This is a genomic window from Bradyrhizobium erythrophlei, assembly GCF_900142985.1.
Lineage (GTDB): Bacteria > Pseudomonadota > Alphaproteobacteria > Rhizobiales > Xanthobacteraceae > Bradyrhizobium > Bradyrhizobium erythrophlei_B.
The window spans coordinates 2,800,118-2,814,541 of sequence record NZ_LT670849.1; the positions used below are offsets into that span (position 1 = coordinate 2,800,118).

Here is a 14,424-nt window from a genome sequence, read left to right on the forward strand (position 1 = left end):
CGTTAAGACAACGTTAGACCGGGCCTCACCGCCCAGCGTCTTTCGGCGCCGGACCCCTGATGCCATCGCACCCGAAAAATCACTTCATTCACCCGGCGCTGACCAACTTTGCCGACGAATGTTCCGCGACGCTGGCCCGCCTGCTGGCCTATGTGGGAACGCTCGCTTTGTTTGTCATGATCGGCGTGCATTCCTGGGACCAGTTGGAGCTGGACACGGCGGCCGAGCCGATCGAGCAGCCAGGCTTTACGCAAGCTCTGCGCTCACGGCCGGCATTTGCCGTCAGCTCGCTCGATCCGCCCGAAAAATCAGAGAGTTATGAAATATTTCGGCATCCGGCCGGCGGCCGCAAGGATGTTTTTCATTGGGGGCCGCCGGGCGAGAAACCGGTCGCCGAACTCGAAATCTACCGTCCAGGCAGCGAGTTTGATGGATCGGAGCCGGCAACGCGTGACCTCGCTTCGCGGATGGCCGAAGGGTCCCACGAGGTGCTGGAGGCGGCAGGCGTCATCGAGAGCAAATTCGGCTCGGTCGCGCTATTTCAACGGCCGGGCCGCATCGATCTGGCCAGGTCCTGCCTTGGCTTCAGCAGGAGTCTCGACGATTCAATCCTGCAAATCTCCGGTTGGTCATGTCAGGGAACCACGCTGCCGGCTCGCCGGGCCGCCATCGGCTGCATGCTCGACCGGCTGACATCGCTGGCGGCCGGAAACGAGCCGAGGCTGGCCGAACTGTTCGCCCATGCCGAGCTGAAGCGCAGCGGTTGCAGTGGTCCCCTGTCGATCGCGGCCGATTGGGCGACGGGTGTGGAGAATCCGCGCCTGCGCGGGCCGCTCTAATTGCGGCCCTCCCAAGGCACTGGTTTTCTTGACGCTTTATTCTCGCAAGTGTGGCCGGATTGACCTTGTGAGGTCGGGTCCCGACGTTACAATGCGCTCGAAATCAAGGATGGCGGCTGGTGTCCCGGTTAGCCGCGCAAAAGAGGACCCGATGACCCGAAGAATTTCAGCCGCGAGCAAGGTTGCGGTGCTGTTTGCTGCTGTCGCCATCGGCGCGGTCGGCTTCACCGCTTCGCAGGCCAGCGCGCAGGCGCCCACCCCGGCGCAGAAAAAGGAAGCCAAGCGGCAGTTCGACAGCCGTGGCCGTGCCTATTACGGCTCCGGTGGCCCGAACGTGTCCTATCAGGAAGGTCCGCATACCCGCGTCTTCGTCACCAAGCGTTCCTGGCTCGATGCAGGCACGGAAGTCCTGCCGGGCGACCGCAAGTTCCAGGACTATGCGTTCCCGCCGGAAGTTGGCTATCCGTCATTCGCGCGCGAGAACAACAACCGCCCGATCGACCGTTCGCCGATGAATCCGCCGTCGGATATGGGCGGCTACCCGTCGCGGATTCCGCTGCCCTACTAGGCGCTACGGCACCCGCCTGATTTACATCGCGCCCGCCACCTGCGGGCGCGATTTGCTTTTGGTGACGTGAACCTGACGCATCGCGGATGCGAATGTCAGAACCGGACCACTAGCCGTGCTGCGCCTGCAGCTCTTTCAGGATCGCTTCGCCCATTTGCGACGTTGACACTGCGGTGGTGCCCTCGGACTTGATGTCCGCGGTACGCATTCCCTTGGCGAGAACGGCAGCGATCGCCGCATCGACCTTGTCGGCAAGCGCGCCGAGGTCGAAGGAATAGCGCAGCGCCATTCCAAACGACGAAATCATCGCGATCGGATTGGCGAGACCCTTGCCGGCGATATCGGGCGCCGAGCCGTGCACCGGCTCGAACAGCGATTTGCGCTTCCTGCTCGTGGCGTCGATCTCGCCGAGTGAAGCCGACGGCAACATGCCGAGCGAGCCCGTTAGCATCGCCGCGATATCCGACAGCATGTCGCCGAACAGATTGTCGGTCACGATGACGTCGAACTGCTTCGGCGCCTTGACGAGATTCATGCCGCCGGAATCGGCGAGCTGGTGCTCGAGCTGCACGTCCTTGTATTCGCGGGCGTGAACTTGCGTGACGACCTCGTTCCAGAGCACGCCTGACTTCATCACGTTTCGCTTTTCCATCGACGTCAGCTTGTTGCGGCGCTTCCTCGCCAGATCAAAGGCGACGCGCGCAATGCGCTCGATCTCGTAGGTGTCGTAGACCTGCGTATCGATCGCGCGCTTCTGGCCGTTGCCGAGATCGGTGATGGTCTTCGGTTCGCCGAAATAGACGCCGCCGGTCAGCTCGCGGACGATCATGATATCAAGCCCCTCGACCACCTCGCGCTTCAGGCTGGAGGCTTCGGCCAGCGCCGGATAGCACACCGCGGGCCTCAAGTTCGCGAACAGGCCGAGGTCCTTGCGCAGCCGCAACAGCCCGGCCTCGGGCCGCGCCTCGTAGGGAACAGAGTCCCATTTCGGCCCGCCGACCGCGCCGAAGATCACAGCATCGGCGGCGGACGCCATCGCCATGGTCGCGTCCGTGATGCTCTGCTTGCTGGCGTCATAGGCGGCGCCGCCCACGAGCCCTTCCTCGGTCTCGAAATGCGCAAGCCCTTGCGCATTGATCCAGCCGATCAGGCGCTTGACCTCGCCCATCACCTCGGGGCCGATGCCGTCGCCGGGAAGAAGCAGCAGTTTATGGGTCGCCATGATCAATGCCTTCTTGAGAAACAGCTAGTTTGGCGGGAGTGCTAATGCGCCCCCGCGCCGATGGCAAGACGCCATTATCGGATGGCTGTTTCGAAGGTTGAGCGGGACCGGCCCTTCCGCTAGCTGCCGCTGAACGAATTATAGCCCTGGTCTTCCCAGTAGCCGCCCTTGTAGTCGTTGGTGACTTCCATCGAGACCACGTACTTCGGGTTCTTGAAGCCGAGCTTGGTCGGGACGCGGATCTTCATCGGAAAGCCGTAGGCGCGCGGCAGGATTTCGTCGCCGAACTTGAAGGCCATGATGGTTTGCGGATGCAGCGCCGTGCGCATGTCGAGCGGCGAATTATAGCCTTCGCGGTCGGCGCACTGGAACCAGCAGTATTTCGCCGTGGTGTCCGCGCCGACCAGCTTGAGGAAATCGCGCAGCGGCGTTCCGGTCCAGCTTCCGATCGCGCTCCAGCCTTCGACGCAGATATGACGGGTCACCTGCTTGACCTGGGGCAGCTTGTAAAGCTCCTCCAGCGTCCACGGCTTCTTGTTCTCGACAAGCCCGCTCACCTCGAACTTCCAGTCCTTGCCGTCGATCTCCGGTGCGTCGTCGAGTTCGTAGTAGGCGTTGAACGGGAACGGCTTGGTGATCGCGCTTTCCGGGAAGGTCGGCGCCATGGCATCGGGATTGAAAATGAAGGCCTGAAAGGCGTCGTTGAATTTCGAGACCTTCTTGAGCATCTCTTCGGCCGAAGACGAGTCCAGCACGTCGCAGCCCGTGAGCAGGGTCAGCGCGCCAAAGCTGGCGCCGCCGGCGATGAAGCGCCGGCGAAGCAGATCCGGCATCGCCTTGGTGGCGTCCTTGACCAGCAAGTGCTTGTCGACGCCCGGGATCAGAAGCTTGCGAAGTCGGCCCATGACTACTCTCCCTTAACGGCCGATGATCATGGCGCGCAGGCTCTTCGGCACCAGAACGGCCAGAAGAACATGGATCGCCATAAAAGCGACGATCGAGGCCATGCAGAAGAAGTGCACGTAGCGCGCGATATCGTAACCGCCGAACAACGCGGTCAGATACTGGAACTGCACCGGCTTCCAGATCGACAGGCCCGAAAGCACGATGACAACGCCAACCGCGATGATGCCGGTGTAGAGCAATTTCTGCACCTGGTTGTACTTGCTCAAGTCGTCATGCGAGAGCTTGAAGGTCATTGCAGCCACAGCGTCAGAGATGATGCCGCGGGCGGAAATCGGGAAAAGCTTCTTCCTGAAGCGTCCGGTCGCAAAACCCGTGACGAGATAAGCGAGGCCGTTGATCATCAACAGCCACATCGCAGCGAAATGCCAGAGCAGCGCGCCGCCGAGCCAGCCGCCCAGCGTGATCGAATGCGAGAAGGTCAGCTTGGTGAATAGCGGCGAGGCGTTATAGATCTGCAAACCCGACATGATCATCAGGATGATCGCGACCGCGTTGGTCCAGTGCATCACGCGCACCCAGGCCGGCTGAACGACCTTCGAGGCGGGCGCGGTCTTTTCCTCGGTGGCTGCAATGCTCGACATGATGTTCCCGTCGCTAAAAGCCAGATGTTCGAATATACGCCGAAAAACGGCGTTCGTTACTCCCAAAACACGCCCCTGCAACAGATCATCGCTGGCGGGACCGCCTCGGCGGTCACAAGAATGCGAGCCGGGGGTTAACCTAGTGCGGCGGATTTGACATTCGCATCGGTGGGGCCGCGAGTCTCCGAAGAGCGAATGCCAAATCCAAAGCCGCACTAGAAGCCTTAACATTTACCGGTGTCCCTTTGGTTCTGACATTCGCAAAGAACCTCTACGCGACAGGGCGCGAATGTCAGAACCGGGACACCGGTCCGCAGGGGTGTGACGTTACGACGCCGGCATCAGCACGGTGTCGATCACATGGATGACGCCGTTCGACTGATGAACGTTCGTGATGGTGATCGCGGCCGTGTCGCCCTTGGCATCGACGATCCAGGTCTTGCCGTCGGATTTCTTCACGGTGAGCTGTTCGCCTTCGACCGTCTTCAGCATCTTGCCGTCGGTCAGGTCGGACGCATCAAGCTTTCCGGCGACCACGTGATAGGTGAGGATCTTGGTCAGCGTGGGCTTGTTCTCGGGTTTCACCAGGGTGTCGACCGTGCCGGCCGGCAATTTGCCGAAGGCGGCATTGGTCGGCGCGAACACCGTGAACGGACCCTTGCCTTCCAGCGTCTCGACCAGGCCGGCAGCCTTCACCGCGGCAACCAGCGTGGTGTGGTCCTTGGAGTTGACGGCGTTCTGGATGATGTTCTTGGAAGGGAACATCGCCGCGCCGCCAACCATGACGGTCTTTTCCTGCGCGCTGACCGGCGCAACAACGGTCGCGGTCAGGGCAAGGGCGCCGAAAGCAACGGCAGAGAGAAGAGCAATACGCTTGGACATGGAAACGTCTCCCGATTGGGTAATGGCGCGCGGACATCCGCAGGCCCGTGAAGGTGCAACGGCAACGACAGTTCGAGACCAGGAAGCGGGTTGACTGCGTCGTCGTTGGCCCGAGCTACGGCGGGGTTTTGCGGCCGGTTTCGAAGAAAAATTCTTTGTGTTCGGTGAAACTATCGGCGGGATGGGACGTGGTTTGTCTTCCCTCACCGGACGAAGCGCGTCCAAAATCCGATCCAGGACCGCAACAGCCCGTCACGCTCCGCTGGAGCACGAACTTCGGAAAGTGGGCACTTGGCATGCAAACCGCCCGTTGCGCGGCAAACGGCCTCTTTGCTAGTGGTCCAGTTCCGGCGTTCGCCTCCCTTCCAGCGGGCACTTTGCGAATGTTAGAATTGGACCACCAGCGCCGCACCTCGCCGATCGGAATGACGCATGAACGCGAAGACGACCAACAAGAACGCCAATCTGTTTTCCCGCCTGTTCGACGGACTCGATGACCCGAAACGGCTTGCGATCGAAACCATCGATGGCACGCACATCAGCTATGGCGATTTGATCGCGCGCGCAGGCCAGATCGCGAACGTGTTGGTCGATCGCGGCGTGAAGCCCGGCGACCGCGTCGCGGCGCAAACCGAAAAGTCCGTGACTGGGCTCGTGCTCTATCTCGCAACCGTGCGCGCCGGCGCGGTCTATCTGCCGCTCAACACCGCCTATACGCTCAACGAGCTTGAATATTTCATCACCGACGCCGAACCGTCGCTCGTGGTGTGCGATCCGTCGAAAGCGGCCGGCATCGGCACCATCGCCGCGAAGGTCGGCGCCAAAGTGGAAACGCTCGGACCCGACGGCAAAGGCTCGCTCTCGGAAGCCGCCGACAAGGCGCGGCCCGAGTTCACCACCGTGCCGCGCGAGAACGACGATCTCGCCGCCATCCTCTACACGTCCGGAACCACCGGACGGTCCAAGGGCGCGATGCTGACGCACGACAATCTCGCCTCGAACTCGCTGACGCTGGTCGATTACTGGGGTTTCACGAGCAAGGACATCCTGATCCACGCGCTGCCGATCTATCACACCCACGGCCTGTTCGTGGCGAGCAACGTCACGCTGTTTGCGCGCGGGGCGATGATCTTCCTGCCGAAGCTCGATCCCGACCTGATCGTCAAGCTGATGGCGCGCGCAACCGTCCTGATGGGCGTGCCCACCTTCTACACGCGGCTGTTGCAAAACCCCGCGCTGAACAAGGATTCCACCAAGCATATGCGGCTGTTCGTGTCAGGCTCTGCGCCGTTGCTCGCCGAAACCCATCGCGAATGGTTCGCCCGCACCGGCCATGCCGTGCTGGAGCGCTACGGCATGACCGAGACCAACATGAATACGTCCAATCCGTACGACGGCGAGCGCGTCGCCGGCGCGGTCGGCCACGCGCTGCCCGGCGTCACGGTCCGCGTGACCGATCCCGACACCGGCAAGGAATTGCCGCGCGACGAGATCGGCATGATCGAGGTCAAGGGCCCGAACGTCTTCAAGGGCTACTGGCGAATGCCGGAAAAGACCAAGTCCGAATTTCGCGGCGACGGCTTCTTCATCACCGGCGACCTCGGCAAGATCGACGCCAAGGGCTACGTGCACATTCTAGGACGTGGCAAGGACCTCGTGATTTCCGGCGGCTTCAATGTCTACCCCAAGGAAATCGAGAGCGAGATCGACGCCATGCCGGGTGTGATCGAGTCCGCCGTGATCGGCGTGCCGCATGCCGATTTCGGCGAAGGCGTCACCGCGGTCGTGGTCTGCGACAAGAAGGCCAATGTCAGCGAGGCCTCCGTGCTGAAAGCGCTCGATGGACGACTGGCCAAATTCAAGATGCCCAAGCGCGTCTTCGTGGTCGATGAACTGCCGCGCAACACCATGGGCAAGGTGCAGAAGAATATTTTGCGCGAGACGTATAAGGACATTTACGCACGTAAATAATTCCGGCTACGAATTTTCCGTCGGGGGGAAGAAAGTGTTGAGCCGAGACAGCGCAGAAAGACTTGTTTTGTACCTGGAAGACGCCGAAGAGAACTTACAGCGTGCGCTCCTGGCCGTCTCCAGCTTTCCCAAGGAAGAGCGACAAAAATTTAGCAAATTGCTCTATCAGGCTGTCGCGGTACTGAATTCCGATGGCTGGAAACCGGTCTATGATGAGTACCCGGACCTTGCGCCGGAATATGAGAGCTTAGAACCGCCGACCATCAACAGCGAATTAAGTTGGGATAAGGTTAGCCTTGAGCCTCCGCTTACCGCGGAGGATGTCGACGCGATTCTATTGCCTTTATTGCGGTCGCATTGGAAGAAAGTCATGCTCGTTGTCTACGAGGCGCGCGATAGTTGCATCATGCAAAGGTAATGGATCAGCCGCGAGGTCTTCGCCGCCCGGCTTCGAGGCTTGGCGGATCGAAATGAAATCGAGGGCATCGGCGACATGCGGATGTGGGGCCACAGCGAAGTGCGGCTGAAGGACTGACTACTGCCCGTTCCACAGGCTGATCGCAAAACGCGTGCCGACGATCAGCAGATACGCGCCGTAACTGCGTTCCAGCGTCTTCTTCGACATCGCATGCGCCACCCGCACGCCGAGCGGCGCGGTCAGAAGGCTCATCGGCATCACCAGGATCGCGCCGATCAGCGAAACATAACCGAGCGCCAGCGGGAATTGCAGCGCCGCTATGTCGGGATAATGGGCGGCCGCCGGCCATCCCGCGTAGATATAGCCGAGCGCGCCCGGAATGGAGACCAGCACCGCGATCGCTGACGACGTCGCAACGCCCTGATGGATCGGCCGGCCGTAGAACGTCATCAGCAGATTGGCGAACAACCCGCCGCCAACGCCCATCAGCGTCGCCAGAAGCCCGACGCCAAGCCCGAAAACGCGCATCAGCGGTCCCTTGGGCAGGTCGTCGCCCAATTTCCAGTTTTCGTTGGCCGACAACAGCCGCACGGCGGCGAAATAGGCCACGATCACGAACACGATCTTGAACAGGCGTTCCGGCGCGTAACGCGCGATCACGCTACCGGCGAGCACCCCGATCAGGATTGGCAGCCACCAGGCCCGCAGGATTCCCATGTCGATGGCGCCGCGGGCGTGATGGGCGCGGTAGGAACTGATGGAGGTCGGAATGATGATCGCAAGCGAGGTGCCGACGCACAGCGGCATCCGCACCTCGAGCGGCACGCCGGCGAGGCGAAAACATTCGTAAAATACCGGGACCAGAATGGCACCCCCGCCGATTCCGAAGAGGCCCGCCAGAAATCCGGAAAGCGCGCCGACCGCCACCAGGAGCAGGGCCAGTTCGACCAGTTCTGAGACAGGAGCGATCACGACGATGTCCCGCAAATCATGCCAAGGTACCCGCGCCGTTGATTGCAAACGCGGCAAGGGTGGCAACCGCCGGCGCGCCTGCGATCACTGCAAATCTCAACAGCGCCAGTTGCGGATCGCTGCTCCCGCCAAACGACGCAACACCATCCAGCAAGAGGCCGATCACCGAGAAAGCCAGCGGGCAAGCCAGCCCGGCTGCGGAGCGGAAGTTGCGGCGCGGCGCGGCGTGTGTGACGGGACGCCAAAGCGGATCGAAATGGTTGAGCATGTGATGTCCTCCGGCGAGACAGGCATGACCATAGACTATTGCGAACTACGAGAGTATCAGCACATCTGAAAGAATAACTTGCGAAAATCGGAAGGATCGACGGTGGACCAACTGGCCGCGCTGGCGACATTCGTGCGGGTCGTGGATGCCGGCAGCCTGTCCGGGGCCGCGCGATCGTTGCCGAGTTCGTTGACATCCGTCAGTCGTCAACTCTCCGCGCTCGAGCGGCATTTCGGGACACAATTCGTGCGGCGCACGACGCGCCGCCTCGTGCTCACGGACGAAGGGCGGATGCTCTACGAGCGGGCCAGGGCCATCCTGGCCGAGCTCAAGCAAGTTGAAACCGCGTTATCGGCGAACCGCGAGGTACCGACGGGACGGTTGCGCATCAGTGCACCCACGCTGATCGGCCGCATGCTGGTCGCGCCGGCACTGCCGGAGTTCCTGAGGCGCTATCCTTCGCTGTCGGTCGATTTGCAACTGGTTGACCGCACGGTGGACATGCTGGAAGAGGACATTCACGTTGCGCTTCGCGTCGGATACTTGCCGGATTCCCAGCTTGTCGCCCGCAAGCTCGGCGATATCCAGATGATCGTTTGCGCAGCGCCATCCTATCTGGAGCGGCGCGGCACGCCTACCGCGCCTGCCGAATTGACCGGGCACGATTGTCTCGCCTTCTCGGCCACGCCGGGCTTGAGCGAATGGCGCTTTGGCAGGCAAGCAAGGTCCGAAAGCAGGATTGCGATCTCGGCAAGGCTCTGGATCAATAGTCTCGACGCGCTGCTGCTTGCAGCAGAGGAAGGCGCCGGCATCGTGCGGCTGCCGTCCTGGCTGGTTCAGCGCAAACTCACAGACGGAAGCCTCGTGCGGATCCTCGAAGACCACGAGCCGCCGCGGTCGTCGCTGCATCTGTTGTTTCAGTCGGCCCGACTGGCCTCGCCCAAGACGCGCGTGTTCGCGGATTACCTCATCGAGCGATGGCGCCAGGCCGACCCATTCGGGTCGCGCGGCCAGCGCGTTCTTCGGGCATGACCGTTTCCCACGGCCGAACAAAGCGTTCTCGAGAACAAAACGTTCATGAATCGTGCTTCAGGTATACCAGCAATACCACGCCTTCACGGGGATCAATCCGGCAATAATGCAAGGCTCATCTGAAGCTATGAATTGTCATTCGGAAGCTCGAGGATTCGCCATTGCACTGGCTGTTTCGACTTCGTAAATAGGAATCGTCTACCGCGATCCACGAAGGGCCGTGCGGAGGCCCGCTACCCCAAAGCCACCGATGACTGCCAGGATCGAAAGACCGCTCTCTCCCCATCTGCAAACCTATCGCTGGACCCTGACGATGGCGCTTTCCATCGTCCACCGCGCGACTGGCATGGCGCTTTATTTCGGCACGCTGCTGCTGGCCTGGTGGCTGATCGCCGCCGCCTCGGGACCGAGCGCCTACGCCCACGTACACACCTTTGTCGCCAGCATTTTCGGCCGCCTGATCGTATTCGGCTACACATGGGCGCTGTTGCACCATCTGTTCAGCGGCATCCGGCATTTCGTCTGGGATCTCGGCTACGGCTTCAAGGCCAATGAACGGGAAGCCATGACCTGGGGGGCGCTGATTGCCGGCATTGTGGCAACCATCCTGCTCTGGATCGTCGCCTATGCGATCGGAGGCGGCCGATGAGTGCGCCGAACAACGGGGCTGCGAAGTCGATGCGAACCCCGCTCGGCCGCGTTCGCAATCTCGGCGCCTCGCACTCCGGAACCACCGATTTCTGGCGTCAGCGCATCACCGCGGTCGCGATGGCGCTCTTGATCGTTCCGGTCATCGTGGTGGTGATGATGATGCTGGGCAGCAATCACGCCGCCGCCACCCAGACGCTCGGCTCGCCGCTGGTCGCCATCATTCTCCTGTTGTTCATCATCGCAAGCGCCTGGCACATGAAGATCGGGATGCAGGTCGTCATCGAGGATTACGTACATAACGAACAGCTGAAGCTCGCTGCGATCATGGCCAACAATTTCTTTTCTTTTGCGGTCGCGCTGGCCTCGATCTACGCGATCCTCAAATTGTCTTCCGGAGTGTAACGATGGCCGACGGTGCGAACGGCAAAGGCGGCCCCGCCACCAACGGCAAGGCCTATCCGATCGAAGATCACACCTACGACGTCGTTGTGGTAGGCGCGGGCGGCGCCGGCCTTCGTGCGGTGGTCGGTTGCAGCGAGGCCGGACTTCGAACCGCCTGCATCACCAAGGTCTTTCCGACCCGCTCGCACACGGTCGCCGCCCAGGGCGGCATCTCCGCCTCGCTCGGCAACATGCATCCGGACGACTGGCGCTGGCATATGTACGACACCGTCAAGGGGTCGGACTGGCTCGGCGACCAGGATGCGATCGAATACATGGTGCGCAACGCGCCCGAGGCGGTCTACGAACTCGAACATTGGGGCGTGCCGTTCTCCCGCACCGAAGACGGCAAGATCTATCAGCGGCCGTTCGGCGGCATGACGCTGGACTACGGCAAGGGCCAGGCACAGCGCACCTGCGCCGCCGCCGACCGCACCGGCCATGCCATGCTGCACACGATGTACGGTCAGGCGCTGCGCCATTCGGCCGAATTCTACATCGAATATTTCGCCATCGACCTGATCATGGATGATCAAGGCACCTGCCGCGGTGTGATCGCGCTGAAGCTCGACGACGGCACGCTGCATCGTTTCCGCGCCCAGACCACCATTCTCGCAACCGGCGGCTACGGCCGTGCCTACGCTTCCTGCACCTCGGCGCACACCTGCACCGGCGACGGCGGCGGCATGACGTTGCGCGCCGGCCTGCCGCTTCAGGACATGGAATTCGTGCAGTTCCACCCGACCGGCATTTACGGTTCGGGCTGCCTCGTCACCGAAGGCGCGCGCGGCGAAGGCGGTTATCTCGTCAATTCCGAAGGCGAGCGCTTCATGGAGCGCTACGCGCCCTCCGCCAAGGACCTCGCCTCCCGCGACGTCGTCTCGCGCGCGATGACTATCGAAATCCGCGAAGGCCGCGGCGTCGGCAAGAAGAAAGACCATATCTTCCTGCACCTCGACCATCTCGATCCGAAGGTGCTGCACGAGCGCCTGCCGGGCATCTCCGAATCCGCGAAGATCTTCGCCAATGTCGACGTCACGCGCGAGCCGATTCCGATCCTGCCGACCGTGCACTACAACATGGGCGGCATCCCGACCAACTTCCACGCCGAGGTATTGACCAAGAAGGACGGCGACGACAACGCCATCGTCCCGGGCCTGATGGCGATCGGCGAGGCGGCCTGCGTTTCGGTGCATGGCGCCAACCGCCTCGGCTCGAACTCGCTGATCGACCTTGTGGTGTTCGGTCGCGCCGCCGCGCTGCGGCTCGCCGAGAAGCTCACCGCCAATGCCAAGCAGCCGGACCTGCCAAAGGAGTCCACCGACATGGCGCTCGGCCGGCTCGATCACTATCGTCACTCGTCCGGCGGCACGCCGACCGCGAAATTGCGCGAGAGCATGCAGCACGTGATGCAGAACAATTGCGCCGTGTTCCGTACCGGCGAGGTGCTGAACGAAGGCCAGAACCTGATTCACAAGGTCCATGGCGGCATCGGCGACATTTCGGTCTCGGACCGCTCGCTGGTCTGGAATTCCGACCTGATCGAAACCCTGGAATTCGACAATCTGATCGTGCAGGCCGTGGTGACGATGGATTCGGCCGCCAACCGCACCGAGAGCCGCGGCGCACATGCGCGCGAGGATTTTTCTACGCGTGACGACCAGAACTGGATGAAGCACACGCTGGCCTGGATCGACGAAAAGGGTAACACCGCGATCGATTACCGGCCGGTGCACAACTACACCATGACCAACGACGTTCAATACATCCCGCCGAAGGCGCGGGTGTATTAATCAGGCGAGCACAAATGGTTGAATTCGCACTGCCGAAGAATTCGAGAATCACCAGTGGCAAGATCTGGCCGAAGCCGGCCGGCGCCACCGAGACTCGGGAATTCAAGGTCTATCGCTGGAATCCCGACGACGGCAAGAATCCCAGCATCGACGTCTATCATGTCGATACGCACGATTGCGGCCCGATGGTGCTCGACGGTCTGATCTGGATCAAAAATCACATCGACCCGACCTTGACCTTCCGCCGCTCGTGCCGCGAGGGCGTGTGCGGCTCCTGCGCGATGAACATCGACGGCCAAAACACGCTCGCCTGCACCAAGTCGATGCATGACGTGAAGGACGGCGCGGTGAAGGTCAATCCGCTGCCGCATCAGCCCGTCGTCAAGGACCTGGTGCCCGACCTCACCAATTTCTACGCGCAATACGCCTCGATCGAGCCGTGGCTGAAGACGACCACGCCGACCCCGCAACGGGAATGGCGGCAGAGCCACGAGGATCGCGAAAAGCTCGACGGCCTCTACGAGTGCATTCTGTGCGCCTGCTGCTCGACCTCCTGTCCAAGCTACTGGTGGAACAGCGAACGTTTCCTGGGACCGGCGGCGCTGTTGCAGGCGACCCGCTGGGTCACCGACTCGCGCGATGAGGCGACCGGCGAACGGCTCGACAATCTCGAGGATCCGTTCCGCCTCTATCGCTGCCACACCATCATGAACTGCGCCAAGGCCTGCCCGAAGGGTCTCAATCCTTCCGAGGCGATCGCCGAGCTCAAATTGAAGATGGTCGAGCGGCAGGTTTGAGTCCGGCCCCGTTGGCCGGACGACCAAAAACAGCTATGCATCGCTCGTTTCGCCACGAGGATGTCCAGTTGACCCCCAGCAACGATCCAACGCCGCCGCCTTTCGGCGCATTTGCGCCGACGCCTGCGCAAGCCGCGGTCATCGCGCTTGCGCATCGCACTGGCATCAAGCGCGGTGCCTTTCGGCCCTGGCTCTCGCGCCTGATCAATTTGATCCGCAGCGGACCGGTCGATACGCATTACCAGGGCGCAGCATTCCGCTTCCACCATCTGGCCAGCGCCACCGAGCGCGGCGCACTGTTCAATCCCGACTACAATCTCGACGAGCTGACATTCTTGCGGACGCATACGCCCGCAGGCGGCGTGTTCGTCGATGTTGGAGCGAATGTCGGCACTTATGCGATGGTTCTGGCCCAGCATGTCGGCGCGAGCGGCAAGGTGATTGCGATCGAACCGCATCCGGTGCCGTTCGACCGGCTTGCTTTCAACCGCGCCGCGTCCGCCTTTACGCAGGTTCGCCTGGTGGCGGCGGCGGCCTCGGCGTCCGACGGCGAGCTGATGATGGAGACCGACAGCGACAACATCGGTGCAAGCCACGTCGTCATGGGCAAAGCGGGCAACCGCGCGTTCAAGGTGGCGGCGTTGCGGCTGCAACGCATCATTGATGAAGCCGGCGCCGACCATGTCGACAGCCTGAAGATCGATGTCGAGGGGTTTGAGGATCGCATTCTCACGGCCTTTTTCGCACAGGCGCCGGAAAGCCTGTGGCCCCGCGCGGTGGTGATTGAACATCTGTCGCGCGATGAGTGGGAGGATGACTGCATCGTTGACATGCAATCGCGCGGCTATTCGCAAATCGGCCGGACCCGCAGCAACACACTGTTGGCGCGCAGCTAGTGGTCCGATTCTAACATTCGCATCCCTTCTCGGCAGACACGTTTGCGAATGTTAGAATCAAAGGACCACTAGCAAATTCAGGTTGCTAGTGGAGTTTTGGGATTTGACATTCGCTTGAAGAGCAAGC

The 14,424-nt window shown here is 61.7% G+C and carries 16 protein-coding genes; 10 read left to right on the forward strand and 6 right to left on the reverse strand.

Annotated elements, in window-relative coordinates; genetic code table 11:
* The first annotated feature begins 59 nt into the window (after positions 1–59).
* Positions 60–839 (forward strand): hypothetical protein, encoded by a 780-nt coding sequence (locus BUA38_RS12915; RefSeq protein ID WP_072818268.1) that lies wholly within the window; start codon positions 60–62, stop codon positions 837–839.
* Between the two features lie 151 nt (positions 840–990).
* Positions 991–1,407 (forward strand): hypothetical protein, encoded by a 417-nt coding sequence (locus tag BUA38_RS12920; protein ID WP_172806026.1) that lies wholly within the window; start codon positions 991–993, stop codon positions 1,405–1,407.
* Between the two features lie 109 nt (positions 1,408–1,516).
* Here BUA38_RS12920 and leuB read toward each other — a convergent pair whose 3' ends face one another.
* The 4 genes from leuB to BUA38_RS12940 all read right to left on the reverse strand — a co-directional run bounded on the left by leuB (position 1,517) and on the right by BUA38_RS12940 (position 5,058).
* The gene (gene leuB, locus BUA38_RS12925; protein ID WP_072818270.1) at positions 1,517–2,629 is read right to left on the reverse strand and encodes a 3-isopropylmalate dehydrogenase; all 1,113 of its coding nucleotides are present in this window, start codon (positions 2,627–2,629) and stop codon (positions 1,517–1,519) included.
* A 119-nt stretch (positions 2,630–2,748) separates the two neighbouring features.
* A complete protein-coding gene (locus BUA38_RS12930) occupies positions 2,749–3,534 on the reverse strand; it encodes a molybdopterin-dependent oxidoreductase (protein ID WP_072818271.1) in 786 nt (261 codons plus the stop codon).
* Between the two features lie 12 nt (positions 3,535–3,546).
* Positions 3,547–4,176: a cytochrome b/b6 domain-containing protein gene (locus BUA38_RS12935; RefSeq protein ID WP_072818272.1), complete on the reverse strand. Its 630-nt coding sequence runs from the start codon at positions 4,174–4,176 to the stop codon at positions 3,547–3,549.
* A 327-nt stretch (positions 4,177–4,503) separates the two neighbouring features.
* Positions 4,504–5,058 carry a fasciclin domain-containing protein gene (locus tag BUA38_RS12940; RefSeq protein WP_072818273.1) on the reverse strand — a complete coding sequence of 185 codons (555 nt, stop codon included), beginning with the start codon at positions 5,056–5,058 and terminating at the stop codon, positions 4,504–4,506.
* 432 nt (positions 5,059–5,490) lie between these two features.
* Here BUA38_RS12940 and BUA38_RS12945 point away from each other — a divergent pair, with 432 nt between their 5' ends.
* A complete protein-coding gene (locus tag BUA38_RS12945; RefSeq protein ID WP_072818274.1) occupies positions 5,491–7,029 on the forward strand; it encodes a malonate--CoA ligase in 1,539 nt (512 codons plus the stop codon).
* A gap of 37 nt (positions 7,030–7,066) precedes the next feature.
* Positions 7,067–7,447 carry a hypothetical protein gene (locus BUA38_RS12950; protein WP_072818275.1) on the forward strand — a complete coding sequence of 127 codons (381 nt, stop codon included), beginning with the start codon at positions 7,067–7,069 and terminating at the stop codon, positions 7,445–7,447.
* Between the two features lie 117 nt (positions 7,448–7,564).
* On the opposite strand, the gene BUA38_RS12955 is transcribed toward BUA38_RS12950, so the two are convergent.
* Both BUA38_RS12955 and BUA38_RS12960 read right to left on the reverse strand, forming a co-directional pair.
* Positions 7,565–8,425 carry a sulfite exporter TauE/SafE family protein gene (locus BUA38_RS12955; RefSeq protein ID WP_072826080.1) on the reverse strand — a complete coding sequence of 287 codons (861 nt, stop codon included), beginning with the start codon at positions 8,423–8,425 and terminating at the stop codon, positions 7,565–7,567.
* Between the two features lie 10 nt (positions 8,426–8,435).
* On the reverse strand, positions 8,436–8,687 hold the full coding sequence (locus tag BUA38_RS12960; RefSeq protein WP_072818276.1) for a hypothetical protein: 252 nt from the start codon (positions 8,685–8,687) through the stop codon (positions 8,436–8,438).
* 102 nt (positions 8,688–8,789) lie between these two features.
* Between BUA38_RS12960 and BUA38_RS12965 the strand changes: the two genes are divergently transcribed.
* The 6 genes from BUA38_RS12965 to BUA38_RS12990 all read left to right on the forward strand — a co-directional run bounded on the left by BUA38_RS12965 (position 8,790) and on the right by BUA38_RS12990 (position 14,297).
* On the forward strand, positions 8,790–9,719 hold the full coding sequence (locus BUA38_RS12965) for a LysR family transcriptional regulator (protein WP_072818277.1): 930 nt from the start codon (positions 8,790–8,792) through the stop codon (positions 9,717–9,719).
* Between the two features lie 250 nt (positions 9,720–9,969).
* Entirely contained in the window at positions 9,970–10,368 is a 399-nt protein-coding gene (sdhC, locus tag BUA38_RS12970) for a succinate dehydrogenase, cytochrome b556 subunit (RefSeq protein ID WP_072818278.1), read from the forward strand.
* Positions 10,369–10,397: 29 nt separating this feature from the next.
* Positions 10,398–10,772 (forward strand): succinate dehydrogenase, hydrophobic membrane anchor protein, encoded by a 375-nt coding sequence (gene sdhD, locus BUA38_RS12975; protein WP_156898948.1) that lies wholly within the window; start codon positions 10,398–10,400, stop codon positions 10,770–10,772.
* A gap of 2 nt (positions 10,773–10,774) precedes the next feature.
* Positions 10,775–12,604, forward strand: a complete 1,830-nt coding sequence (gene sdhA / locus BUA38_RS12980; RefSeq protein ID WP_072818280.1) for a succinate dehydrogenase flavoprotein subunit — start codon at positions 10,775–10,777, stop codon at positions 12,602–12,604.
* A gap of 14 nt (positions 12,605–12,618) precedes the next feature.
* On the forward strand, positions 12,619–13,401 hold the full coding sequence (locus BUA38_RS12985; RefSeq protein ID WP_072818281.1) for a succinate dehydrogenase iron-sulfur subunit: 783 nt from the start codon (positions 12,619–12,621) through the stop codon (positions 13,399–13,401).
* A gap of 68 nt (positions 13,402–13,469) precedes the next feature.
* Positions 13,470–14,297 carry an FkbM family methyltransferase gene (locus tag BUA38_RS12990; RefSeq protein ID WP_072826081.1) on the forward strand — a complete coding sequence of 276 codons (828 nt, stop codon included), beginning with the start codon at positions 13,470–13,472 and terminating at the stop codon, positions 14,295–14,297.
* Positions 14,298–14,424: the final 127 nt, after the last annotated feature.